We start from the raw sequence: 23,625 nt of genomic DNA on the forward strand, positions 1-23,625 counted from the left end.
GCCTGCCCGCCGATGGTGGCGGGAGTATTTCGACCGACAGGAATTGCCATGAAAACGCTGATCGCCGCTTCGCTTGCTGGTTTCGCCCTTATCGCCGCGCCCGCCGCTGCGCAGGACGAGGCCGAAGCGCTCACCGACGATGTGCAGACCGCGATCGTCTATGGCGACGATGCCGCTCCGCCGTGCCCCGAAGGTCTGATCTGCGTCGTGGCGCGCCTGCCGGAGAACGACCGCTACCGCATTCCGGAAAACCTGCGCTTCAGCGAAGACCCGGAAAACACCGCCTGGGCGCAGCGCGTCGAGAAGCTCGAGCTGATCGGCGATTTCGGCATCATGTCCTGCTCGACCGCCGGTGCCGGTGGCTTCACCGGTTGTACCCAGCAACTGCTCGAACAGGCCTATGGCGAAAAGCGCACCGGCGCGAACGTCCGCTTCAGCGAGCTGATTGCAGCTGCGCGTGCCGACCGCCTTTCGCAGATCGACGAGCAGGCGGCCGAGGAACAGGCCCGCGTCGAACAGATCGAGCGCCAGTACATGGAGCGTCTCGAACGCGAGCGTGCTGCCGAAGTGCCGGGCGAGGGCGAGGAAGAACTGCCCCAGCCCGACGAGAACTGAGCAAAAGCGGAACAGGGCAAACGCGGCCTTAACCTTGCGCTGCTAGGGGGCGGGGCATGACCACGCGCACTATCCTGACCGTATTCGGCACACGCCCCGAAGCGATCAAGCTCTTCCCCCTGTGCCACGCGCTCGAAGCCGATGCGCGGTTCAATTCGCGCGTCTGCGTGTCCGGCCAGCATCGCGGCATGCTCGACCAGGTGCTCGAGATTGCCGGGATCGAGCCGCATCACGACCTCGATGTCATGCAGCCCGACCAGTCGCTCGACGCGCTTACCGCGCGGCTGTTGACCGGCCTCGGCGAGGTCATGGACGCCGAGAAACCCGATTTCGTGGTGGTGCAGGGCGACACTGCAACGGCCATGTGCGGTGCGCTCGCTGCCTATTATCGCAAGATCCCGGTCGCCCATGTCGAGGCGGGCCTGCGCAGCGGGAACATCCACCATCCCTGGCCCGAAGAGGTCAATCGCAAGGTCATCGGCAGTTTTGCCGCGCTCCATTTTGCGCCGACCGAAACCGCGGCCGAGGCGCTGCGGCGCGAGAATGTCGACCCGGCAAGCGTGCATGTCACCGGCAACACGGTGATCGACGCGCTGCACTGGATCACCGCCAAGATCGAGAGCGAGCCCGGACTCGCCAGGGACCTCGCCCCGCTGGAGGAGCGCTTCGCAGGCAAGCGGATCATCGGCGTCACCAGCCACCGGCGCGAAAATTTCGGTGGCGGGATGGAAGGCATTGCCGAGGCGATCCGGCGTCTCGCCGCGCGCGAGGATGTCGCGATGATCTTCCCGGTTCACCTCAATCCGAACGTGCGCAACGTGATGAATGCCCAGCTCGCCGGGCTCGACAACGTCGCGCTGATCGAGCCGCTCGACTATCCGCATTTCGCCCGCCTGCTCGACATCGCAGGGATCATGCTGACCGACAGCGGCGGCGTGCAGGAGGAGGCGCCTGCACTCGGCAAGCCCGTGCTCGTCATGCGTGAGACGACCGAGCGCCCCGAGGGTGTCGAGGCCGGGACTGCGAAGCTGGTGGGCACGGATGCCGACCGGATCGTCGAGGAAGCGACCCGCCTGCTCGACGACAGGGATGCCTATTCGGCCATGGCGAAGGCGCACAATCCCTTCGGCGACGGCAAGGCGACGCAGCGCATCGTGGAGCTGCTCGCAAGCTAGTCCCATCATTACCGCTATGTTTACCACTGCCGCGTAAGGCTGACCGCCGAAGTAAAGGCAGGACAGCAATGCGCGGCGATACCAAACCGGACGTATGTGTAATCGGGCTCGGCTATATCGGGCTTCCCACGGCAGCGATCATCGCCCGGGCGAATTGCCCGGTGACCGGGATCGACGTGTCGCAGCACGTGGTCGACACGATCAATCGCGGCGAGATTCACATCGAGGAAGTCGATCTCGACGGGCTGGTGCGCGGCGTCGTGCAGCGCGGCATGCTCAAGGCATCGACCCAGATCGTCCCGGCCGACGTATTCGTGATCGCCGTGCCGACCCCGTTCGAGAAGGACGGCCAGCACACCCCCGACGTATCCTACGTGATGGCGGCGGCGACCGAGGTTGCCGGCGTGCTCAAGAAGGGCGACTGCATCATCCTCGAATCCACCTCGCCGGTGGGCACGACGGAGCAGATGCGCGACCTGATCGCCGGGCTTCGCCCCGACCTCAAGCTGCCGGGCCTCACGACCGACACGCCGGATGTCTCGATCGCCTACTGCCCCGAGCGCGTCCTGCCGGGCAAGATTCTCGAAGAGCTGACGCATAACGACCGCTCGATCGGCGGCATCACCCCGCGCTGTGCGCGCAAGGCGCTCGCCTTCTACAAGCGCTTCGTGCGCGGGACCTGCGTCACCACCGACGCGAAAAGCGCGGAGATGACCAAGCTGGTCGAGAACGCCTATCGCGACGTGAACATCGCTTTCGCCAACGAGCTTTCGATCATCTCCGACGAAATGGGGCTCGATGTGTGGGAAGTGATCAAGCTCGCCAACCGCCATCCGCGCGTGAACATCCTCACGCCGGGTCCGGGCGTCGGCGGCCACTGCATCGCAGTCGACCCGTGGTTCATCATCAACGGTGCGCCCGAGCATTCGCCGCTGATCCGCACGGGACGCGAAGTGAACGATGCGAAGATGCACCACGTCGTCGCGCGCGCGGAAAAGCTCATTGCCGACAACCCGGGTGTGCCGGTTGCCTGCCTCGGCCTCGCCTTCAAGGCGAATATCGACGATTTCCGCGAAAGCCCGGCGCGCTTCGTCGCCTCGCGGCTGGCGCGCAAGTTCGGATCGCAGGTGTCGATCGTCGAGCCTTACGCGGGCGAGCTACCGATCGAGTTCAAGGATACCGGCGTCGAGCTGGTCGACCTCGACCACGCGCTGGAGAACTGCGGGATCCTGATCGTGCTGGTCGACCATGACGTGTTCAAGGTCGTGCCGAGCGAAGAACGCGCCCAAGCGCTGGTCTACGACACGCGCGGCATCTGGCCCGATGCGAGCATGGAACCGCGCAAGGAAGGCCTGCGCCTCGCAAGCTGATCGTTGAAGATGCGGTGCCAGCCCGCTCCCCCGCCCAGCCACCCGATATCGTGAACCGGTAGCCTATCGGGTGGCTGGGCGGGGGAGTGGGCCGGAACCGACTAGACCCGATAATAATCCCGATACCAGGCGACGAACTGGCGGATGCCCTCGCGGTAATCGGTTTCAGGCTTGTAGCCCGTCAGGCGGCGAAGCAGGTCTGCATTGGCCCATGTCGCGGGCACATCGCCCTTCTGCATGTCCATGTAGTTGCGCTTGGCCTTGATGCCGCATTCCTCCTCGATTGCCTCGATGAAGTCGAGCAGCTTGACCTTGTCGGAATTGCCGATGTTGACCACGCGGAACGGCGCGACGGGCGAGAGGCTGTCGCCTTCCTCGATGTCGTCCTTGCTTTCCGGGCGCTGGGGCACAGCGTCGATCAGCAGACGGATGCCGCGCACGAGATCGGTCACGAAAGTGAAGTCGCGGTACATCTCGCCGTGGTTGTAGATATCGATCGGGGTGCCTTCGAGGATACCCTTGGTGAACTTGAACAGCGCCATGTCGGGCCGGCCCCACGGGCCATAGACCGTGAAGAAGCGGAACATGGTCGTCGGCAGGTTCCACAGATGCGCATAGCTGTGCGCCATCGATTCGTTCGCCTTCTTGGTCGCGGCGTAGAAGGTCATCTGCGTCTCGACCCGCTCCAGCTCGTCGAACGGCATCTCGTCGTTCGCGCCGTAGACCGAGCTGGTCGAGGCCATCAGCAAATGGTCGACTTCCAGCTCGCGCGCGCATTCCATGATGTTGAACGTGCCGACGATATTCGCATCGAGATAGGCGCGCGGGTTCTCGAGGCTGTAGCGCACGCCCGCCTGCGCCGCGAGATGGACGATGACGTCGGGCTTTTCCGCCAGCATCAGTTCGCGCAGCGCGTCGAAATCCTCGAGCATGCCGATATGCGCGCTGAAATGCTGGTTCTGCAGCAGCATCTGGTGGCGGCGTTCCTTGATGCGCACGTCGTAATAGTCGGTCATCCCGTCGAAGCCGACGACTTCGAAGCCCTCCTTCAGGAGCAGCTGTGCGAGGTGGAAACCGATGAAACCGGCGGTGCCGGTGACGAATACCTTTCGCATGGAAATGTGCCTTCGTGGATTAGCGGGCGCCGAAGCCGCCTGCGATGACCCTCAGGGTCTTCAATGTGATCAGCAGGTCGAGCCACAGCGAGATGTTCTTCACGTAGTAGAAATCGTACCGCAGCTTGTCGGTCGCGGTATCGACCCCGGTGACGTGGCCCTGGTTGACCTGCGCCCAGCCTGTCAGGCCGGGGCGGACGATGTGGCGATAGGAATAGAACGGGATTTCGGTCTCGTACCATTCGGACAGGCTGAGCGCTTCGGGGCGCGGGCCGATCCAGCTCATGTCGCCCTTGAGCACGTTCCACGCCTGCGGCAGCTCGTCGAGCCGAACTTTGCGCAGGAAGCGCCCGACGCGGGTGATGCGATCGTCGTCGTCCTTGGTCATGGAATCGTGGCGCTGCGCATCGACATGGTCGTCGACCTTGCGCTCGCGCATGGTGCGGAACTTGACCATGCGGAAGACCTCGCCGCGAAAGCCCATCCGTTCCTGGACGAACAGCACCGGCCCCCTGGAATCGAGTTTGATCACGAGCGCGATGCCGAGCATCAGCAGGATCAGAACCGGCGAGAGCAGGATCACGGCGAGCACGTCGACCAGGCGCTTGGCGGCCATGTAGGGCAGGTTGGGGATGAGCGAGCCGAGCACGTTCTCGCTCAGCTGGTCGATCCGCACCTGCCCGGTCTCGAGCTCGGTGATCTGGCGGTAGTGATAGACCGGAATGCCCTTGAGGGCGGCCTTGGCGAAGAGGCGTTCCCATTCCGGGTGATGGTCGAAATGCAGGTCGCCGACGACCGACCCGTTGAGATTGCCGCTGTCGATCAGCGCCTCGAACTCTTCCTGCGAGGCGACCGCGACATGTTCGGGGCGCGGGCGCATCTCGGTCACTCGTCCGCCCGGCACGATATATTGCGCCTTGTTGCCGAGCCGCGTCCAAGCGGTGAGGACGTAGCTCGTCACCAGCGTCGCACCGGCGCACAGGCCGAACAGCGCGATCGAATAGGGCGAGCGCAGCATGCCGATCACCGCTGCCGCCGCCGCGAAAGCGAGCAGGTTGACCGGGATCACATAGGACAGGCGCCGCGCCTTGGCATATTGGCGCAAGCGCGAGAGGACGTACCAGCTCGCCACTGCTGCGCCGGTCGTCGCAGTCACCGTACCGACAACATAAGGCGCATCGATTAGTTCGGCCCGCCCGATCAGCCAGATGGCCGTCGGCATGGCGATCCCGAGCGCGAGATAGCAGAACAGCTGCACGCTCTGGTAGGCGAGCGGGTGGGTTCGCTGGAGCGCCTTGGGTTCGGCTTGCTGCATCAGCATAGGTCAGTCCCTCCGCCCGCAAGGCCTGCGGGCGCTGCGATCAATCCAATCCTGGCGGCCCTCCCACCGGGCCGCGGTCGAAGTCAGCCGAAGTCCTGCTCGAGGAACGGCTGCGATTTAACCACTTCGTCGATCCGCTGGAGCTGTTCGAGCAAGCCCTTGAGGCGGTCGAGCGGCACGGCGTTCGGTCCGTCGGACTTTGCGTTCGCCGGATCGGGGTGCGTTTCCATGAACAGGCCCGAGACGCCGACGGCAACTGCCGCGCGCGCGAGGACCGGAACGAATTCGCGCTGGCCGCCCGAGCTCTTGCCCTGGCCGCCGGGAAGCTGGACCGAGTGCGTTGCGTCGAACACGACCGGGCGACCCGTCTCGCGCATGATCGCGAGGCTGCGCATGTCGGAAACGAGGTTCTGGTAGCCGAAGCTCGCGCCGCGTTCGCAGACCATGATGTTGTCGCCGTCGTGCCCGGCTTCCTTCGATGCGGTCACGGCCTTCTCGACGACATTGGTCATGTCGCCCGGCGCCATGAACTGCGCCTTCTTGATGTTGACCGGCTTGCCGGCGGCAGCGACCGCCTGGATGAAATCGGTCTGACGCGCGAGGAAGGCCGGGGTCTGCATCACGTCGACCACTTCGGCGACGGCGGCGACCTGTTCCTTCTCGTGCACGTCGGTCAGCACCGGAATGCCGATCTCGCGCTTCACCTTGGCGAGGATTTCGAGGCCCTCATGCAGGCCCGGACCGCGGAAGCTCGTGCCCGAGGTGCGGTTCGCCTTGTCGAAGCTGCTCTTGTAGACGGTGTGGATGCCGAGCTCGTCGGCGATTTTCTTGACCGCTTCCGAAGTGCGCAGCGCCATGTCCTCGGATTCGATGACGCAGGGGCCCGCGAAGAGGAAAAAGGGCTGGTCGAGCCCGACAGTCTTGCCGCAAAGTTTCATGATCGTTTTGGTATCCGTCGAATCTGTGTGCTTGGAGGAAAGCCGATAGGCTTCGTAAATGCCAGTTTTGTGGCAGTCGCTTGACAGACGCCACTATAACATTGGTGCAGCGATGAAAAGTGGCGTCAGTCGATGCCCATGACCTGCAGCGACGCCTCGATATGCGGGATGTCGCTCGGGTTGTTGAGTTCCCATATCTCCCACTCGGGCGACTTCACCTCGACCACGCGGATCCTCGCGCCGAGATCGAGGAAGCGCAGCTGCTCCAGCCCTTCGAGCTGTTCGAGCAGCGTCGGCTCGCCTGCGACATAGCGGCGGAGCGCTGCCGGACGATAGGCGTAAAGGCCGATATGCAGCAGCACCGGAAGCGGCCCGTCGCCGATCTTGCCAAGGTCGAAATGGGGGATGATGCGCTTGGAGAAATAATGCGCATCGCCCGCGCTGGAGACGGCGGCGAATGTCCCGCCGACGATCTCGCGCTTCTCGTCCGCGACCAGCTTTTCATAAAGCGTGCGTCCGCAGCGCACGACCGGCGTCGCGACGTCGATCGAAGGGTCGGCGCGCATGGCGGCGATGAGGTCCTCGACGAACCAGTCGGGAATGAGCGGCGCATCGCCTTGCAAATTGACGACGATTTCCGGCTCCTCGTCGAGCGAGGAAAGCAGCTCGGCGCAGCGCTCGGTCCCGTTGCGGCAGTCCGAAGAGGTGTAGATCGCCTCGGCCCCGAAGCTGCGCGCGGCATCGAGGATTTCGTCGCTGTCCGATGCGACCACTACGCGGCTGGCCGAGCCGACACGCTTGGCGGCTTCCCAGCTGCGCTCGATCAGGGTCTTGGCCTCGCCCGAGGCACCCTTCAGCTCGGCAAGCGGCTTGCCGGGATAGCGCTGCGAGGCATAGCGGGCGGGAATGACGATGAGGATGTCGCCGGACATAGCTGGCTCCGTTGAATGATTGCGAGCGCGCTAGGCGTTCGGGCCGGTCGCGGCAAGTTCCGCAATGGCTTGGCGGTAACGCTCGATGACGATGGAAACGTCGTATTCCGCCGCCATCTTGGCGCGGCCCGCATCGCCCATTGCCTGGCGCTCTTCGGGTGAAAGCCCGGCGAAGCGCTCGAAGGCTTCGGCGAGGCTTGCCGCATCGCGTACCTTGCACAGCAGGCCCGACTTGCCGTCGTCGACTACAGCGCGGCAGCCGGGGACATCGGTGGTGATGACCGGGCGGCCCATGGCAGCGGCTTCGATCAAGGATCGCGGCGCGCCTTCGCGGTAGGAGGGCAGGACGACGCAGTGTGCTGCCTCGACGAAGGGGCGCACATCGTCGGTCGCGCCGAGATACTCGACGCTTCCATCGTCGAGATAGGGCTGCAGCTCTTCTTGCGTAATCGCCGTGCGGTTGGCCGCGCCGAGCGGGCCGAGCAATCTGAAACGGCAATCGGGGCGACGCTTGCGAACCATGCGCGCAGCTTCGAGGAATTCCATCGTCCCCTTGTCGCGGATCAGGCGCGAAATCATCAGGAACGAGAGGCCGCCATCCTCTGCGGGAAGCGGGCTCGCCGCGAATTGCGCGAGGTCGATGCCCGATCCCGGCAACAGCCGCATCTGCTCTTCGCGCAGGAGTCGGTTTTCGAGCAGGAACTCGCGGTCATCGGCATTCTGCACGAAGACGACCGGCAGCTTGCCCATGCCGCGGCGGTACAGCAGCTTTCCGGCGAGGAACATCGGCTTCGAGCCGAGGAAAATCGTCCCGAGCCCGGTGACATTCGGCAGGAAGGGCACGCCCATTCCGCCTGCCGCCATCGCGCCGAAGATGTTGTTCTTGATCGTGTAGCTCAGCACGATGTCTGGCTCGAGCGCACGGAAATGGCGGCGGAAATGGCCGACCATGCCGAGGTTCTGCGCAACACCCAGCCCGCGCACATCCATGGCGAGGTCGACGAAACGCGCACCGAGGCTTTCGAGCTTCTCGGCAGTCTCGTCGCGCGGGGCGAGGATTGTCACCTCGTGCCCGTCAGCCAGCAGCGCCTCGACCAGCGGCCGCCGGAAATTCCAGATATTCCACGCCGCGTTGACGGTCAGGACGATGCGCATCGCGCGAACCTCCGCTCAGGCCCGACGCTCAGGCAACGCCGGCGCGCAGGCAGTCGTGGATGTGGACGAGGCCGACGAAGCCGCCATCCTCGTCGAGCACCGGCAGTGCGCTGATCTTGCGCTCGTTCATCCGCGCCATCGCTTCCTTGAGCAGCATGTCGCTTTCCGCGGAAAGCGGGTCGCGCGTCGCCGTATCGATCGCGGTGCGGTCCATCAGCCCGTCGAGATTTCGGCGCAGGTCGCCATCGGTGATGATGCCGGCAAGCTTGCCGTCCTCGCCGACCACACCGGCAACGCCGAAGCCCTTGGCGCTCATTTCGACCAGCACTTCGCCCATCGGCTGGCTGGCAGAGACGACCGGCAATTCCTCGCCCGTGTGCATCACGTCGCGCACGCGCAGGAACTGTGCGCCGAGCTTTCCGCCCGGGTGGAAGACATGGAAATCCTCCTTCTGGAAGCCGCGCATCCGCATGACGGCAACCGCGAGCGCATCGCCCAGCGCGAGCGTGCAGGTGGTCGAGGTCGTCGGGGCCATGCCGACGCTGCACGCCTCGGGCGCCTGCGGCAAAAGCAGCGCGACATCGCCCTGGCGGGCGAGCGTGCTCTCGCCATTGCGGGTGACCGCGATCATCGCGATGTCGAACCGCGCGATATAGGCGAGCAGCCCGTGCAGCTCCGCCGTCTCGCCCGAATTGGAGATGACGATGCAGACGTCGTCCTTCGTGATCATGCCGAGGTCGCCGTGGCTCGCCTCGGACGGATGGACGAAGAAAGACGGCGTGCCGGTCGACGCCAGCGTCGCGGCGATCTTGTTGCCGATATGGCCCGACTTGCCCATGCCGGAGACGATCACGCGCCCCTTGCAGTCGTGCATCATCTGCGCCGCGCGGTCGAAATCCGCACCCAGCGCATCGGCCATCTGCTCGAGCGCGGCAATTTCGGTACGAAGCACTTCGGCGCCGCAGGCCGAGGGGCTGATTTCGCTGGTCATGTCGGTACTTTCGAGTTGTTCGGGGCGCCTCTTAGCGGCGTCAGTCGATCAATTCGAGGCCCAATGCGGCGATTTCTTCATCGCTCCTGCAAGTGAACATCCAGTCGCGCCGGTGCTTGTCGGCAACGATCGTCTCGCGGCGGGCAAATCCCTCCTCGCGGATATGGAACCAGCGATAACCGAGGCTTTCCAGCAGCTTCATCATTTCCGGCACGCGTTTGGCGCGGCGCAGCACTTCGCACACCATGTCGGGCTTGTGACGGGCGAGGAATTCGCGCGCACCGTCGAAGACTTCCATTTCGAACCCTTCGACATCGATCTTCACCGCGACGGGTCCGGGGCTGTCGAGGTGAAGGTCGTCGAGGCGCCTCATCGGCACGCGAACGCCGTGATCGGTGCTCCAGCCAATGTCGACCGAGGAGGCAAGCTGCCCGTCGGACTGGTTGTAGGGGATGCGGATTTCGCCGTCCTCTCCGCCGATCGCGACAAGCCGCGGGTGGACCCGGTCGCCGAGATCGTTGCGCAGTGTGTTCTCCCACAGGAGGAGGAAATTCTCGCCGACGATCTCGTAGGCATAGGCCTGCAGGCCAGGGTTCGATCGCGCGGCTGCAAGAGCGAACAGGCCGGTGTAGGACCCGATGTCGAGAAAGGTCGCGGCGTCGCGCGAGAATGCCAGCGCGGCCTTGAGCGCGTTGCGATCCTGCCCGCTGTCGAGCTGGCCCGCGCCCCAGAACACTTCCTGCGCGACATGGCAGCGATGTGGCTGCGCCAGCGAAACGCTCGCCCCGCTATCGAGCACCAGCCTGCTTTCGGGCACATTGACCGGCAGGCGCTTCTGCCAATTGCCCGGAAGCGCGCGCGCTGTACCGACCGCGACACGGCTGATCGGGCGTGCGGTCAGTAATCGCCGCGCAGTAGACTTAAGGATTTGCTTGATCGGCCCTCCCTCCAATCGCCGACTTGTCTAGCCGGGGCGAGTAGAGGGCGCAAGAAATCCAAGAAAACTGGAGTCGATACCCGTGCGTTGCCTTGCGAAATACCACAGCAGGATATTCCAGCAGACGCTCGCTCCGACATTGGCGAGGGCCGCTCCGATCAGCCCGTAGGCCGGGATAAGGGCGAAACACAATGCGACATTGATCGCCAGCGCGACGGCAGTCGTTCGCATGGCGATGAATTCGCCGTGGCTCATGATCAGCAGCGCATGCGCCATGCCGATCCCTGCGCTGAAGCAGAAGCCGAGCGAAACGATCAGCGCGGGTGTTGCGGCAGGGGCGAACTCCGGGCCGAACAGCAGCGTGAAGAGCCACTCTCCCGCTATCAGCAGGACAATCGGCAGCGGCAGTGCGGTCAGCAGGGCGAGCCGGGCGAGATAGCGAGCCGATTGCGCCGCAGACGCGGTATCGCCTTGCGCCAAGAAGTTGGAAAAGCGCTGGCCGGCCAGCATGTTGAGCGCGATGTAGCCGAAATTGGCCAGCATCGCGATCTGCAGCCCGGCGCGGTAGAGCCCGGTTTCTTCCGCCCCGCGCATACCGCCAAGGAGGAGCAGGTCGATATAGCCGTTGAGCTGCACCAGCCCCGCGCTCCCGGCGAGGGCGGCGGCACTGGCGATCCACATACGCCGCGTCTCGGGATCGACGTCGCGCAAGGGGCGAACCTGCGTTACGCGTGACAGGATCCATTGCCCGACGACTGCGCTCGCCAGTGCTGCAACGGCAACTGCGGCGAAGACGCCAAGCATGGTTTGCGCGAGGCCTTCGGGCTGCAGCAGCGCCCAGACCAGCCCGATCCCGCAGATGAGCAGTGCCGGGCGCAGTATCATCTCGGGAATCTGCGCGAGGGCAGGGCGGTCGATCCCGCGCAGGCTCGCCATCCGCAATGCGCTGACCTGGTCAGCCAGCAGCGCAATGGCGAGCAGGCCGATGGCGGAAAAGGCCACCGGCTCCAGCGCCTGCGCGATATCGTTGCTGCCGAAGGAAACGGCGAGCGCGCCTGCGACCATTGCAATCGAAGCGGTCACGAGAGCACCCATCGCGCCATATCGCGCCATCGATCGGGAGAGCCCGTCGAGGCGTCCCTGCTTCGCAACGCTCCTGAGCAACATCCCGGCCCAGCCGTTGGAAATCGGCACGGCGGCAAGCATCATCAGGGCGATGCAGAACGAATAGACGCCCAGCGCCTCGGTCCCGAAAGCGCGGGCCAGCACGATCGACACGCCAACGCCGAGCCCGGTTCCGACGACCCGCAGGCCGGCAACCGACACCGCCTGGGAGATGAGCTTGCGCAGCATCAGCCCGCCCGGCCGTGCTGCCACGCCTGGAACATCAGTACGTTCCACAGCAGCGTTTCATGGTCGCGCTTGCCGGACAGGTGCTCCTGCCAGCGGCGACGGATGGTGTCCGCGTCGAGCAGGCCGCTGCGGGCCAGTGCATCGCGCGACAGCTCGCTCTCGGCCCATTCGCGCAGGCCTCCGCGCAGCCAGCGGCCGACGGGGATGGAAAAGCCCGCCTTGGGCCGGTCGACCAGTTCGCGCGGGACGCGTGCGTAAAGCATGTCGCGCAGCAGGCGCTTGCCTTCCTTGCCGCCTGCGCGAAGTTCCTCCGGCAGCGACCAGGCGAAGCGGAAGAGATCGCGTTCGAGATAGGGCGTGCGCGTTTCGAGCGAGACGGCCATCGCCGCGCGGTCGACTTTTACCAGCACGTCGTCCGGCATGTAGTTGGCCGTATCGACCAGCATGGCACGCTGCGCGAAATCGAGCGCGGCGGCGCGCGCGTCCTGCCGCTCGCTAAGGCGCGAAAGGCGCGCATCGACCGACAGCATCGTCTCCGGCGCATCGGCGGTTGCCAGCAGCCGGTCGTGGAATGCGCGCTCGTCCTGCGTTGCCAGCACGCGGGCGAGTTTCTGGACCTTCTCGCTCGCGCGCCCTGCGGCGAGCTCCTTCGGCGCGAGCGGACCGGCGAGCCTCGTCGCCCCGTCGATCAACCCCTGCGGGATCGCAGCCAGCGCGCCGCCTGCGGCCTTGCGCAGCGGGGCGGGCAGTCCGGCGACGCGGTTCCACACGCGGGGGCCGTTGAAATAGCGGTTGTAGCCGCCGAAAATCTCGTCGCCCCCGTCGCCAGACAGCGCGACCGTCACATGCTCGCGCGCCATCTGCGAGACGAGGAAGGTCGGCACCTGGCTCGAATCCGCGAACGGCTCGTCATGCACATGCGCGATGCGCGGGATCGCGTCCTGCACCTGCGCGGGCGTCAGGACGAGCTCGGTATGGTCGGTCCCGAGATGCTCGGCGACGGCGCGCGCGGCGGGGCTTTCGTCGAAGCCGGGCACGTCCATGCCGATCGAGAATGTGCGCACCGGGCGGTCGGCCTGCGCCTGCATCAGCGCGACCGTCATCGAGGAATCGATCCCGCCCGACAGGAAAGCGCCGAGCGGTACGTCCGACATCAGTCGCCTGCCGGCCGAAGCCATCAGCAGCCGGTCGCCTTCCTCCCGCGCTTCCCGTGCAGAGCCTGCGAAAGTCGCACCTCGCGCCGCGAGCGCATCGCCTACCGCGTCCCACCAGGCGACGGGCTGCGGCATTCTTGCCTCGCGTATGTCGTCGAGCTTGACGGTGATGCGGTGCGCAGGCGGTAGCTTGGAAATGCCCTGCCAGATCGTGCTCGGGCCGGGGATGTAGGAATATTTGAAGAAGTCGCCGAGCGCATCGAGATCCATCGCGGGCGCGAAACCCTCGAGCGCTTCCATCGATCGCAGCTCGGAGGCGAACAGCAAACTGCCCTGCCACAGGCCGTAGTAGAGTGGTTTCTCGCCGAAAGCGTCGCGGACCAGCGTCAGCTCGCGCGTCTCGCGGTCGAACACCGCCATGGCGAACATGCCGTCGATCCTGTCTAGCACCGGCTGGATGCCGTCGCGCGCGAATGCTTCGAGTACGACCTCGCTGTCGGAATGACCGCGCCATTCGATCGGGCCGTATCGCGCTTCGAGATCGGCGCGGATGTCGAGGTAGTTGTAGACCTCGCCATTGAAGGCGAAGGCCATGCGGCCATCGTGCGAGACCATCGGCTGCGCGCCGCTCGGCGAAAGGTCGATGATCGAGAGGCGGCGGTGGCCGAGCGCGATCTGCGCCTCCCCATCGATCCACGCGCCATCCGCGTCCGGCCCGCGATGGACGATGGCATCGGTCATCGCCGTCAGCGACGCCGCCGCATCACCGACCGCTCCGAAGCCGAAAAATCCTGCCAGCCCGCACATTGAATTTCAGCCCCAGACCAAGTGTTCACGGCATACGGCGTAGCCGAGTGCGCGCCGCACATACTTTGGCAGGCCGCGGTTGCACAGGCCCTTGAACAGGCGCGGCATCAACTCAAAGGATGATTGAGCCTCGAGGCCCTCCAGAGTGGCGGGAGCCGCACAGACAGAGATGTCCCGCTTGCTGAGCGCGAAAGCCAGCATCAGCGTATCGCCCGAAACTATCGCGTGGGGATATTGCGGCGATCGCCACAGCAATCCCGAGATCTGCCCCTCAGGCGCCAGGCGGAAAATCGTGCCGTAGTCGGTAGAGGCATCGCTACTGATTGCCATGTTGAGGAGCGCCCGATGCACATCCGGCTCGAAATTACCGATCAGGGCGGTGCGGCCGTCGGCCAGTTCGAGCGGAAGGAACTTGCTCGCGTCCGATGGGAATGGAAGCGGGTAGGGCTCTTGCCATTCCCCTCCCACAAGTTCGGCCGCCCATAGCCTTCGATCCTCGGTGTTGTTGTTGCGAAGGATCACGTGTGCGGAATCTTGCTCGTTGGACATGACTACCGGCTCGTCGGGAAGATGCATGCCGAGCAGGCCAGGTGGAGGGGAATCAGGCCGCGGCAAGGGCTCGCTCAATTGCCAGGAATCGTCTCCGTCCACGCTTCGGGCAAGATAGGTCACGCGGTCTTGGTCGCGCACCGCCATCATCTGCGATTGTCCGAAACGACGCGGCGAATAATTGTTCAGGAAGCCTTCCAGGACGACACGGTTAGGCCGCCAGCCGCGCCCGTCGCCGAGCCATTCGCTTTCCAGGATGGCGATATTTCGCTCCTCCCTGTGCTCGGCCGAATTGGCGAACCTTTTCCCGTTGCGGAAAAACGTGTCGCCCGTGTGAGTTGCATGCCAGGCAAAAAGCTTTCCGTCCCGCTCGACGAAACCCCGCGCAATGATTCCGTGCCCGGCGACCGGCTCGGCAAGGATTTTTGGCGCGGTCCAGGTCGTGCCGTCGTTCGAAGTCGCATATTCGACAATGCTTCCTGGCTGGTCCTCGACGCCGTACCATCGGCTGAACATCACGAAGTATCGCCCATCGTACCGGGCAAGATAGGCATGGTTGCGGTACGGAAGGTCTCCATCGGCATTGGCCGTGCCGCCGGTTGCGACAAGCTCGCAGCTGAGAGGCAAATCCCTGATCTCGGTGGCTGTAAGCCTCGGGGCCGCTCCGTCGGGAATGCCTTGCTCGGAATAGTCGGAAATGCGGCTCGCGGGGCCAAGGACGAACCAGCCTATGCAGGCAACGAGCATCAGCGCACCCAATGCGGCGATCCCCGCAATCGCGCGCCGTATTCGCACCCTTGGGCTCTTCCGCTTGGTCATCCTTCTCGGGCTATCGGAGCTTTGTCCTTTGCTCCTTCGAGCAACGCTTCCCAATGATCGATAACCGCTTCGGCGGAGTACTCGGTGACACTCGCCGGTGCCGCTTCGCCGAGCGTGCGGCGTGTTTCGGGTTCCCGCATCAGCCTGCGCATCGCCTCGGCCAGCGCCTCCACCCGGTCGCTGCCGGGATTGACGAGGATGCCGTTCACGCCGTCCTCGATCAGCTTGGCGGGGCCGGCACAATCGGAAAAGCCGATGACCGGCCTGCCGCTCGCCATGGCCTCGATCGCGACCAGCGCGAGCGATTCATAGCGCGAGGGAACGACGGCGAAGGCAGCGCGGGCATATTCCGGCGGGACGTTCTTCTGCACGCCTGCCAGCTCGATCCGATTGCCATGCTTCGCCTGCGCGACAAGTGCCTCGATCTGCGGGCGAGTGACGCCGTCGCCGACAAGCCTCAGTCGCCAGTCGGGAAACTCGCCTGCGACGAGGTCGAAGGTTTTCACGAGTACGTCCTGCCCCTTTTCGACGCGCAAGCCGCCGACGCACAGGATCACTTTCTCCGGCTCGATCTCTCGCGCCGGGGCGAAGCTCGCCATGTCGACCGGGTTCGGCACGACGACGAGGTTGTCGCGGCTGGCGGGCGGATGCTCGTCGCGGATTACGTCGGAGACGACCGTCTTGGCGTAGCTGTGCTTCTGCACGAAGCTGACGAGTGCGCGCTGCAACGGGCGATCCTCGAAATGGGCCGCCGCCGTATGCTCGCTAAGCACCAGCGGCACGCCGGTCCCGAGCAGGCCGAAAAACACCGGCACATAGGTCGAATGCATGAACGCCGCTGCCGCATCGGGCTGGAGCTCGCGTGCGAGCCGGTGGAAGCGGCGCAGCGTAATCGGCACGGTCCAGCGCGGCGTCGGAACACCCGGTTCGCCGAACCCGAGGCGGTGGACCGGGATGTCGGGCGAGACATCGTAAAACAGGTCGCGCTCGAGCCGGTCGAAAGTGGCGATCGATACTTCGTGGCCGCGCGCGGACAGCGCGTTGGCCACGTCGACGAACACGCGCTCGGCCCCGCCGCCCTCGATGACCAGCCCCTTGATGGCAAACAGCAAACGCATGACCGGGCCTTAGGCCGCATCCTCGCCAGCGACCGGCTCGAGATCGATACGGGTCGGGCGCGTGACGAGGATTTTGGAGTCCTCGTCGAGCGGCTTGATCTCCTTGGCCGGATTGCCGCCTAGCAACATCATTTCGGACGTGAAGGCCTTGGTCACGACGCTGCCGATCCCGACGATGCAGAAGTCTCCGATTGCCGAGCGGGGCACCATCTGGATGCCCGAACCCATGTATGTATTGCGCCCGATGCGGATAGGCCCGTCGAGGTGGCGGTTGTGGGTCCACAAGCTGGACAGACGGCCGCCGAGAATGGCGTTGTCGCCGATCGTCACGCCGCCAGTGAAGTCGACTTTGTGCTGGGCGGTGATGATGCCCGCCTCGCCGAGCACGAAGTGGCCCGCTTCCTCGGCCGAAGCTGTCTTGCCGCTGTCGATATCGGCGTCGATGATCGAATTGATCTCGTTGAAGCGCGTGATCGAGCAGCGGTCGCCGAGCGTCACCGATCGTCCGCCGCGGATGATATTGCCGAAGCCGATTACCGCTTCGCTGCCCATGACGAAACGCTGGCAATGGATTACGAGGTTGCCGTGCCCGATGCGCGCGCCATCGGCGATTTCGCATTCGCCCGCGATCAACAGGCTAAGGCCGATCCTGACCTTCCGCCCGATCCGGTAGCCGAACACTATCCGGTAAAACGGCACTTTGAGGAAGGACGGCAGCGGCGCGATCAGCACCGCCAGCACCAGCCAGAGCTTCCCGGTTCTCCTGTTTACGCGCACGACTGACCCGCCACCCGTCAGAGCGGCTGCGGCGCGCGCATGTAGCCGGGCCGGTCGACGCCGAACGCCTGCAGGATCGAAGGCGCGACCTCGGTGGTCGAGATGCGATGGCTTTCGAATTCGCTGCGTTCGCCCAGGTCCTGCGGATCGTAGATCATCATTAGCCCTTCGGGGATGTGATAGGCGTTGGCGCCCGCTGCATCCTGCAAGTGAAGGTTGGTGAAGCCGAAGCTGCCAGGGTCGACCTTGTCTCCTTCGAACGTGACGACGAGATCGTCGATGTTCTCGGCCTTGAGCTCGAGGCGGAGCACGCCCGATCCAAGGTCCTGCACATCGATATGGTGCCCGCCGATGTCGAGCGCACCGAGTTTCTGAACGAGACGCTGGCGCGCATCTTCGGAGACCCACACGTTATATTGCGGGGCCATCGAGGGGCGCCGGTCCCATTCGCCCTCGGCAAGGCCCATCGCTGCCATCAGGCGCGAGAGGTTCGAGATCGTGACTGCGGTGTTGACCGGCTTGCGGTCTTCGACGGCGGCCTGCCCCATGCTCGTCGTCACGACCAGCTGGAACCCCGGGTTGCGGTCGCAGAAGCGCATCAGGTCCGACAGCTGGCTGTTCGCCTCGCGGATGGCGAAGGGGATTTCGCCCGCCCACTGGCTGGCCCAGTCCTCGGAGAAGCGGCCTGCCTCGTAGTCCTGCGGGAACAGCGCGGGCCAGTAGCGGTGCATCGAGGATGCGACGTGGTTGGTGAAGAAGAACGAGGCATCGGGCTTGTCCGCCGCGAGCGCCTGCAGGAAGAAGTCGAATGCAATCTGCGTCTGCGAGGTCCGGCGACGCACGATGCGGTCCTTGATGATCCGCTCCGAGGCGAGCTGCTTGCCGATCTTGCCGACGGTTGCCGGGCGCAGGCCAAGACCCGGCGCGCGGCGCAGGAAATCGACCGCGCCGCGAAGGGGAATGCCGCTCTTCACGTTGAGCGCGTTCTGCTCGACCATCGAGATGTTGAACTGCTGGAACGCTTCGTACTTCTGCGGGAAGCATTCGGGTCCGGCGGCGAAGGTATCGGGCACGAAAAAGGCGTATTCGTTCGCATCGGCCGGCAGCGGATAGCTGTGCAGCGATCCGAACACGCCGACCTTCTTGCCCGCATTCTTGAGCAGCGACCAGATCGGAGGAAGCTCGCGGTTCACATGCGACAGGTCCATCCCGAAGTCGGAGATGCCGTGTTCTTCATTGATCACGCCGCGATGAAGGGTCGGCCAGGTAATCCAGGGCGAGAGATGGCCGGTATCCTCGGCCACGGTTTCGTACTTGCGGGCGTGGGCGGCGAGGCGCCCGAGCGCGTTCATTTCCGGCAGCTTTGCGAAATGTTCGAAGATCCGCCGGGGAACTTCGTTCAATTCGTAAAAAATGGTCTTCTTCGGCTGCATTAATATCGCTCCGCAGAAATCATTCTGCACGTTCATATAGCTGACTGGGTTGCACCGGCCATAGTTGACCGACTATCGAAAACCTAGGGGAAATCGCCAGCCTGGAGCGGTCGCCCGCCAGAACTTTCGAGCGAGCTTGCTTTCATGTGGCCTTATCTGACTTTCATCGCGATTTTCGCAATTCCTGCGCTACTGCTCAACCGGCAGGAGATCTCGCGCCCTTATGCCGTGCTGGCATTTCTCGCCATCGTCCTGTTCGTCGGGCTGCGCCATCACGTCGGGATGGACTGGAACAACTACCTGCGTCTGATCTTCCAGGTCGACACGGCCCTCGACCTCGAGCGCTCCCTCTCAGTCAGTGAGCCGGGCTACTCGCTGCTCATGCTCATCTCGACCTACACCGGGATCGGGATCTACTTCGCCAACTTCGTGACTGCGATCGTGTTCGCCGCCGGGCTGATCATGTTCGCGCGCACATGTCCGTCGCCCAAGCTGGCGCTGCTGGCAGGAATTCCGTTTCTCACCGTCGTCGTCGCGATGTCGGCCAACCGGCAGGCGCTTGCCGCGGGTATCCTGATGATCGTGCTGTCGAAGTGGCGGACCAGCCCGGTCGCGTGGAAAGTCGGCCTGATCGCGCTTGCTGCCACCTTCCACTACAGCGCCGCGATGATGCTGATCTTCGTCGCCTGGGAAGCGAAGGTGCCGACTGCAGCGCGGATCGTCATGGGCGCAGTCTTCTTCGTCGTCGCATTCTACGTCCTCAACCAGCTCGGCCGCATCGAGTATGCCGCAACGACCTATCTCAGCGACGAAGAGCACGCGCAATCGAGCGGGTCGTATCTCCAGATGCTGCTGACGATCGTGCCAGCGCTCGCCCTGCCGCTGCTGTGGCGAAAACGGGACCTCCTGTTCGGGCCGACGATCATCCGGCGCATGGCGATCTTCGCGCTGGCGATCGCACCGGTTGGGTATTTCTTCCCGGTGGTGACCGCCCGCATCCTGATCTACTTCTTCCCGATGACGATGTATGCGATTTCCGCCCTGCCGAATATTTTCGCAGAACGCAGCAGGCCGATCGCCAGCATCGTGATCACCTTCACGCTCATCGGGCAGATGGTCGCATGGCTGACCTATTCGGCGAACAGCCTGCCGCACTTCCCCTATCGCAATTTCCTGCTCGTCGACGAGATCGAGCTCGAAACCGGGGTCGATTTCTAGACCAGCTCCAGCAGCCGGGCGATCTGCAGCCGTGCGCCGGGTTCTATAGCCGACCAGGCCTCGTCGAACGCCTCGCCGCGCGAGGCGCCGGTTAGTCGCGCGATTGCGCTGGCCAGTGCCTCTTCGCTTTCGACCAGCAGCGGATAGCGTGCGTAGAGCAGGTCAGATTGCAGCGGCGAGAGGCTGGCGACGATAACCGGCTGGCCGAGGCGCAAGCCATCGGTCATGACGGTCGAGGGCGTGGTGATCGCAGCGGAGAATTCAGCGAGCGCTTCATAAGGCAGGTCGGCAGGCCAGCGCGTGAAACCCGCCTTAGCGACTGCCTCCTGGAGCCGCTCGCGTTCGCTGCCTGGCACGATGTCGATCTGCGGGTGCGGTCGCCAGAATATGCGCGACGGGTCCTGCCCGGCCGCCTTGGCTGCATCGGCAACCCATTTGACCAGGCGGCAGTCGAGCCGCGAGCCGTGCTCGGCGAAGGCGGGGTGCTGCAGGTGCGTGTAGGACGTCAGCAGAGCCCAGTCGCCATTGCCCTGCGAAACCGCGGGTCGCTCGATCGGGATATGCATGCAGCGACCATAGGCCGGAAGTTTTTCGCCAAGCGCAGCATCGGCCCCGCTCGGGAATTGCGCCACGTCCGACAGTCCGGCGAAGGCCCAGCCGATATTCGTCCCGTGAACTGCGTGGATCGTGCGGATGCCGCTGGCCTGCATGGCCTGCTCGAGCTGGGAGGTATCGGCATTGCCCGTGTGGGCGAATATCGCGCGCTCGGTCGGCAGCCCGCTCGCGGCTTGGTGCCACCAGCGTGCATGTGCAGTGCCCAGAGCCATGCGAAAAGCCATGCCAATCCGGTCGCGAAAGGCGATCCTGCCCCGGTAGCCACGAGTTTCGCGCAGCCCTCGGGTGAGCAGGGAGATCGCTTGCGGAAGCGCTCCGATTGCAGCGCCCAGCGTTACCGGACGAATGTAAAGCGCGCCTTGCAGCTGGCCGTCGGGGTCGAAATTGCGAGCGGCGGCCTCGACGCCTGCCGCTGGCCGACCGACAAGGAGAACCTCTTTCTCCGCTACCTCATATTCGGCGAGCGCACGGCGCAGGTGGCGGGTGCGGGTGCTGTCCTCGGCATGTGCGGCGAAGACCGTCGCACCACGTTCGAGCAATCTGCGTGCCTTGCCCGGCGAAGTGCCTCCGTGCCGCGCAAGCAGCCACAGGAGGGTGGCGAGCGCGATGATGCTTGCAGCGATCTGGGTAAGCAAGCCGCCGCCCGCCGCGTCGTCGTCGCCAGTCCCGGCCGGCCCCATGGCGGAATGTGCGGCGAGTTCCAGTCGCCACAGCAGGTCCTCGACCTCGTCGACCGACCGCGTGGTGCGCGCCGTCGCATCGACGACCGGGTCGAGAGTGTCGCGCTCAGCCACCGCGCGCCATCGCCGCGATGTCGGCAAAAACCCGCTCCATTGCGCCGCGTCCCTCGGTCACGAACCTTTCGAGCTTCGCCCGCTCCTCGCCATGCCACTGCGCGGCGCGTTCGAGCAGGGCGTCGTCGATATGCGAGGCGTCGGGGATCGCGCGCCATGGCTCGAGCCCCGCATCCGCCAGCGTGGCCTCGATCTTGTGCGTGTTCGACCCGAGCGCGAGCAGAGGCGTTCCGGCGGCGAGCGCGAAGATCATCATGTGGAAGCGGCCCGTCACGATCAGCTCGCGCTCGGCGACAAGCGCGGTGAACTCGTCGCGCTCGTCGGTCTGCATCTGGTAGTCCTGCCACGTCGCGCGCAAGGCATCGCGTGCATGGAGCGGGTTGAGCAGCGCCGTCACGCTCGGATCGTAGCGCTTGAGCCAGCGCAGCATCTCCATCGGCGCGAGCGAAAGCTGGACGATCGGCAGCGGCTCGGCATCGATCGCCCACATCTTGCGATAGAGCGCGAGCGCCTTCGGCCCCTGCACGCTGTCGCAATAGCCGATGCCTTCGCGCGGCTCCCCGGCAAGCGGCGCATGGTAGAGCGCCAGGTCCGGGATGCGGCGCGGGGTGAAGCCATGCCCCACGAGTTCCGCCTCGCTGGCGCTTTCGCGTACGGTGACGATGTCGAAATCGCGCAGCATTTCGAGGCTCTCGGCCGAGTTTTCCTGCCACGTCGAATTGACCAGGAAAGCCTTCTTGCCGCGTTCCTTCGCATAGGGCCCGGCAGCGAGCAGCGCTTTGCCGGCCGGCCTGTCGTGATGGATCGTGCCCTCGCCGTTGACGATGATGCAGTCCGCCTCGCGGATGGCCGAGCGGACCGCGTCATCCTCGCGCCAGTTGGCATGGGCAGGCGCGCGCGCGACGATCTCGATGCCGTTCTTCGCGGCCAGCGTGTCGATCGTCTCGATGACGGTGGTGCAGCCGTGGTGGCGGTCGACCCGCGTATCGTTGAGCAGCACGGCCCGCACCGGGGCTGCGGCGCTGGCGGCTTCGCCCGTCACAGCCGGCCGTCGCTCTCTTCCTTGCCGAAGAGGCCCTTGGCATCGAAGAAGGCCGCGCCGTCCTTGCCATGCTCGCGCACGGCGGCGGCGCCCGCTTCGGCGAACTGGTGGTGTCCGACGGCGAGCAGGACCGCATCGTAGGCGCCGTTCGCCGGCTTGTCGGCAAGCGGGCGGATGCCGAACTCGTGCTCGGCCTCGTCCGCGTCGACCCACGGATCGTAGACGTCGACATCGGCGTGAAATTCCTCGAGCCGGTGAACGACGTCGGCGACCTTGGAATTGCGCAGGTCGGGGCAGTTTTCCTTGAAGGTCAGGCCAAGCACCAGAATGCGCGCCCCTGCCACCGGCAAACGCTTCTTGAGCATCAGGTGGACCAGACGGTCGGCGAGATAGTCGGCCATGGAATCGTTCACCCGGCGACCCGCGAGGATCATTTCGGGGTGATGCCCGACCTGCTGCGCCTTGTGGGTGAGGTAAAAGGGATCGACGCCGATGCAGTGCCCGCCGACGAGGCCCGGGCGGAAAGGCAGGAAGTTCCACTTTGTGCCCGCCGCTTCGAGCACGTCGCGCGTGTCGATGCCCATCTTGTCGAACAGGATCGCAAGTTCGTTGATCAGCGCGATGTTCACGTCGCGCTGGGTGTTCTCGATAACCTTGGCGGCCTCGGCCACTTCGATCGAGCTGGTCTTGTGGGTGCCTGCCGTCACCACTTCGGCATAGAGCGCATCGACCGCGTCGGCGACGTCCGGGGTGGAGCCGCTGGTCACTTTCACGATGGTGGCGAGGCGCCGCTCCTTGTCGCCCGGATTGATCCGCTCCGGGCTGTAGCCGGTGAAGAAATCCTCGTTGTGCGTAAGGCCCGAGACCCGCTCGAGCACGGGCACGCAAACCTCGCGCGTCGCGCCCGGATAGACGGTGCTCTCGTAAATCACGACGTCGCCTTTCGAGAGCGCGGCGCCGACGGTTTCCGAAGCCCTGACCAGCGGGGTGAGGTCGGGACGGTTTGCATCGTCGATCGGCGTCGGCACGGTGACGATGTAGACGCCGCAGTCCTTCAGGTCCGCCGGGTTGCAGCTGAAGGTGAGCTGCGACGCGGCGGCGAGGTCGCCTGCCTCCACCTCGAGCGTCTCGTCATGGCCTTTCGCGAGGTCGGCAACGCGCTTTTCACGGATGTCGAAACCGACGACCTTGCGCTTCTTGCCGAACTCGACCGCGACCGGCAGGCCGACATAGCCGAGCCCGATAACCCCAATCGTCTTGTCTGAAAGGTCCATGCGACACCAATTCCTAAGCCTGTGGCGCGGCGAGGTGCCGGCGCCCGTATCTACGTCGCGCGGTGCCTTGGGGAAGCCCCGCGCCTGCGTCAACCATGCATTCGATCCCGCGCCGCGCAACCG

General features: G+C 64.9%; 20 protein-coding genes. 4 read left to right on the forward strand and 16 right to left on the reverse strand.

What is annotated here, in order from left to right; all coding sequences use genetic code 11:
* Positions 1–48: 48 nt before the first annotated feature.
* From EO245_RS02765 to wecC, 3 genes are all read left to right on the forward strand, one after another.
* Complete coding sequence (locus EO245_RS02765) at positions 49–615, forward strand: hypothetical protein (RefSeq protein WP_128891496.1); 567 nt, start codon at positions 49–51, stop codon at positions 613–615.
* A 56-nt stretch (positions 616–671) separates the two neighbouring features.
* Positions 672–1,790, forward strand: a complete 1,119-nt coding sequence (wecB, locus tag EO245_RS02770) for a non-hydrolyzing UDP-N-acetylglucosamine 2-epimerase (RefSeq protein WP_128891497.1) — start codon at positions 672–674, stop codon at positions 1,788–1,790.
* Positions 1,791–1,858: 68 nt separating this feature from the next.
* Positions 1,859–3,160, forward strand: coding sequence for a UDP-N-acetyl-D-mannosamine dehydrogenase (gene wecC, locus EO245_RS02775; RefSeq protein ID WP_128891498.1), 1,302 nt, complete (start codon positions 1,859–1,861; stop codon positions 3,158–3,160).
* A gap of 101 nt (positions 3,161–3,261) precedes the next feature.
* Here the strand turns inward: wecC and EO245_RS02780 are convergent, their stop codons facing one another.
* The 13 genes from EO245_RS02780 to EO245_RS02840 all read right to left on the reverse strand — a co-directional run bounded on the left by EO245_RS02780 (position 3,262) and on the right by EO245_RS02840 (position 18,559).
* Entirely contained in the window at positions 3,262–4,275 is a 1,014-nt protein-coding gene (locus EO245_RS02780; RefSeq protein ID WP_199798675.1) for a GDP-mannose 4,6-dehydratase, read from the reverse strand.
* Between the two features lie 19 nt (positions 4,276–4,294).
* Positions 4,295–5,596 (reverse strand): sugar transferase, encoded by a 1,302-nt coding sequence (locus tag EO245_RS02785; protein ID WP_128891500.1) that lies wholly within the window; start codon positions 5,594–5,596, stop codon positions 4,295–4,297.
* Between the two features lie 83 nt (positions 5,597–5,679).
* The gene (gene kdsA, locus EO245_RS02790; RefSeq protein WP_128891501.1) at positions 5,680–6,534 is read right to left on the reverse strand and encodes a 3-deoxy-8-phosphooctulonate synthase; all 855 of its coding nucleotides are present in this window, start codon (positions 6,532–6,534) and stop codon (positions 5,680–5,682) included.
* A gap of 125 nt (positions 6,535–6,659) precedes the next feature.
* Positions 6,660–7,466 carry a 3-deoxy-manno-octulosonate cytidylyltransferase gene (locus EO245_RS02795; RefSeq protein ID WP_128891502.1) on the reverse strand — a complete coding sequence of 269 codons (807 nt, stop codon included), beginning with the start codon at positions 7,464–7,466 and terminating at the stop codon, positions 6,660–6,662.
* Between the two features lie 30 nt (positions 7,467–7,496).
* Positions 7,497–8,621, reverse strand: coding sequence for a glycosyltransferase family 4 protein (locus tag EO245_RS02800; protein WP_128891503.1), 1,125 nt, complete (start codon positions 8,619–8,621; stop codon positions 7,497–7,499).
* A gap of 28 nt (positions 8,622–8,649) precedes the next feature.
* Positions 8,650–9,612, reverse strand: a complete 963-nt coding sequence (locus EO245_RS02805) for an SIS domain-containing protein (protein ID WP_128891504.1) — start codon at positions 9,610–9,612, stop codon at positions 8,650–8,652.
* Positions 9,613–9,652: 40 nt separating this feature from the next.
* Positions 9,653–10,564 carry an FkbM family methyltransferase gene (locus EO245_RS02810; protein WP_128891505.1) on the reverse strand — a complete coding sequence of 304 codons (912 nt, stop codon included), beginning with the start codon at positions 10,562–10,564 and terminating at the stop codon, positions 9,653–9,655.
* A gap of 12 nt (positions 10,565–10,576) precedes the next feature.
* On the reverse strand, positions 10,577–11,926 hold the full coding sequence (locus EO245_RS02815; RefSeq protein WP_128891506.1) for a lipopolysaccharide biosynthesis protein: 1,350 nt from the start codon (positions 11,924–11,926) through the stop codon (positions 10,577–10,579).
* Positions 11,902–13,863: an asparagine synthase (glutamine-hydrolyzing) gene (gene asnB / locus EO245_RS02820; protein ID WP_128891507.1), complete on the reverse strand. Its 1,962-nt coding sequence runs from the start codon at positions 13,861–13,863 to the stop codon at positions 11,902–11,904. The genes EO245_RS02815 and asnB overlap by 25 nt, the downstream gene beginning before the upstream one ends.
* A gap of 6 nt (positions 13,864–13,869) precedes the next feature.
* A complete protein-coding gene (locus EO245_RS02825; RefSeq protein WP_128891508.1) occupies positions 13,870–15,231 on the reverse strand; it encodes an exo-alpha-sialidase in 1,362 nt (453 codons plus the stop codon).
* Positions 15,228–16,349, reverse strand: coding sequence for a glycosyltransferase family 4 protein (locus EO245_RS02830; protein ID WP_128891509.1), 1,122 nt, complete (start codon positions 16,347–16,349; stop codon positions 15,228–15,230). The genes EO245_RS02825 and EO245_RS02830 overlap by 4 nt, the downstream gene beginning before the upstream one ends.
* Positions 16,350–16,358: 9 nt before the next feature.
* Positions 16,359–17,126, reverse strand: coding sequence for a hypothetical protein (locus EO245_RS02835; RefSeq protein ID WP_128891510.1), 768 nt, complete (start codon positions 17,124–17,126; stop codon positions 16,359–16,361).
* Between the two features lie 17 nt (positions 17,127–17,143).
* Positions 17,144–18,559, reverse strand: coding sequence for a hypothetical protein (locus EO245_RS02840; RefSeq protein WP_128891511.1), 1,416 nt, complete (start codon positions 18,557–18,559; stop codon positions 17,144–17,146).
* A 144-nt stretch (positions 18,560–18,703) separates the two neighbouring features.
* Between EO245_RS02840 and EO245_RS02845 the strand changes: the two genes are divergently transcribed.
* Positions 18,704–19,777 carry an EpsG family protein gene (locus EO245_RS02845; RefSeq protein WP_128891512.1) on the forward strand — a complete coding sequence of 358 codons (1,074 nt, stop codon included), beginning with the start codon at positions 18,704–18,706 and terminating at the stop codon, positions 19,775–19,777.
* On the opposite strand, the gene EO245_RS02850 is transcribed toward EO245_RS02845, so the two are convergent.
* The 3 genes from EO245_RS02850 to EO245_RS02860 are packed head-to-tail and all read right to left on the reverse strand — an operon-like array spanning position 19,774 to position 23,502.
* Entirely contained in the window at positions 19,774–21,186 is a 1,413-nt protein-coding gene (locus EO245_RS02850; RefSeq protein ID WP_128891513.1) for a hypothetical protein, read from the reverse strand. The genes EO245_RS02845 and EO245_RS02850 overlap by 4 nt on opposite strands.
* The gene (locus EO245_RS02855) at positions 21,179–22,228 is read right to left on the reverse strand and encodes a polysaccharide pyruvyl transferase family protein (RefSeq protein WP_128891514.1); all 1,050 of its coding nucleotides are present in this window, start codon (positions 22,226–22,228) and stop codon (positions 21,179–21,181) included. The genes EO245_RS02850 and EO245_RS02855 overlap by 8 nt, the downstream gene beginning before the upstream one ends.
* Positions 22,225–23,502 (reverse strand): nucleotide sugar dehydrogenase, encoded by a 1,278-nt coding sequence (locus EO245_RS02860; RefSeq protein WP_128891515.1) that lies wholly within the window; start codon positions 23,500–23,502, stop codon positions 22,225–22,227. Before EO245_RS02860 ends, EO245_RS02855 begins: the two co-directional genes overlap by 4 nt.
* Positions 23,503–23,625 lie beyond the last annotated feature (123 nt).

The organism is Erythrobacter sp. HKB08 (genome assembly GCF_004114695.1).
Lineage (GTDB): Bacteria > Pseudomonadota > Alphaproteobacteria > Sphingomonadales > Sphingomonadaceae > Parerythrobacter_A.

Bases quoted from the DNA above. Each gene is read 5' to 3' on its own strand.
- EO245_RS02785 (WP_128891500.1), bottom strand. From the start codon at position 5,596: ATGCTGATGCAGCAAGCCGAACCCAAGGCGCTCCAGCGAACCCACCCG.
- EO245_RS02795 (WP_128891502.1), bottom strand. From the start codon at position 7,466: ATGTCCGGCGACATCCTCATCGTCATTCCCGCCCGCTATGCCTCGCAG.
- EO245_RS02830 (WP_128891509.1), bottom strand. From the start codon at position 16,349: ATGCGTTTGCTGTTTGCCATCAAGGGGCTGGTCATCGAGGGCGGCGGG.
- EO245_RS02825 (WP_128891508.1), bottom strand. From the start codon at position 15,231: ATGACCAAGCGGAAGAGCCCAAGGGTGCGAATACGGCGCGCGATTGCG.
- EO245_RS02840 (WP_128891511.1), bottom strand. From the start codon at position 18,559: ATGCAGCCGAAGAAGACCATTTTTTACGAATTGAACGAAGTTCCCCGG.
- EO245_RS02800 (WP_128891503.1), bottom strand. From the start codon at position 8,621: ATGCGCATCGTCCTGACCGTCAACGCGGCGTGGAATATCTGGAATTTC.
- EO245_RS02805 (WP_128891504.1), bottom strand. From the start codon at position 9,612: ATGACCAGCGAAATCAGCCCCTCGGCCTGCGGCGCCGAAGTGCTTCGT.
- EO245_RS02780 (WP_199798675.1), bottom strand. From the start codon at position 4,275: ATGCGAAAGGTATTCGTCACCGGCACCGCCGGTTTCATCGGTTTCCAC.
- wecB (WP_128891497.1), top strand. From the start codon at position 672: ATGACCACGCGCACTATCCTGACCGTATTCGGCACACGCCCCGAAGCG.
- kdsA (WP_128891501.1), bottom strand. From the start codon at position 6,534: ATGAAACTTTGCGGCAAGACTGTCGGGCTCGACCAGCCCTTTTTCCTC.
- asnB (WP_128891507.1), bottom strand. From the start codon at position 13,863: ATGTGCGGGCTGGCAGGATTTTTCGGCTTCGGAGCGGTCGGTGATGCG.
- EO245_RS02860 (WP_128891515.1), bottom strand. From the start codon at position 23,502: ATGGACCTTTCAGACAAGACGATTGGGGTTATCGGGCTCGGCTATGTC.
- wecC (WP_128891498.1), top strand. From the start codon at position 1,859: ATGCGCGGCGATACCAAACCGGACGTATGTGTAATCGGGCTCGGCTAT.
- EO245_RS02765 (WP_128891496.1), top strand. From the start codon at position 49: ATGAAAACGCTGATCGCCGCTTCGCTTGCTGGTTTCGCCCTTATCGCC.
- EO245_RS02845 (WP_128891512.1), top strand. From the start codon at position 18,704: ATGTGGCCTTATCTGACTTTCATCGCGATTTTCGCAATTCCTGCGCTA.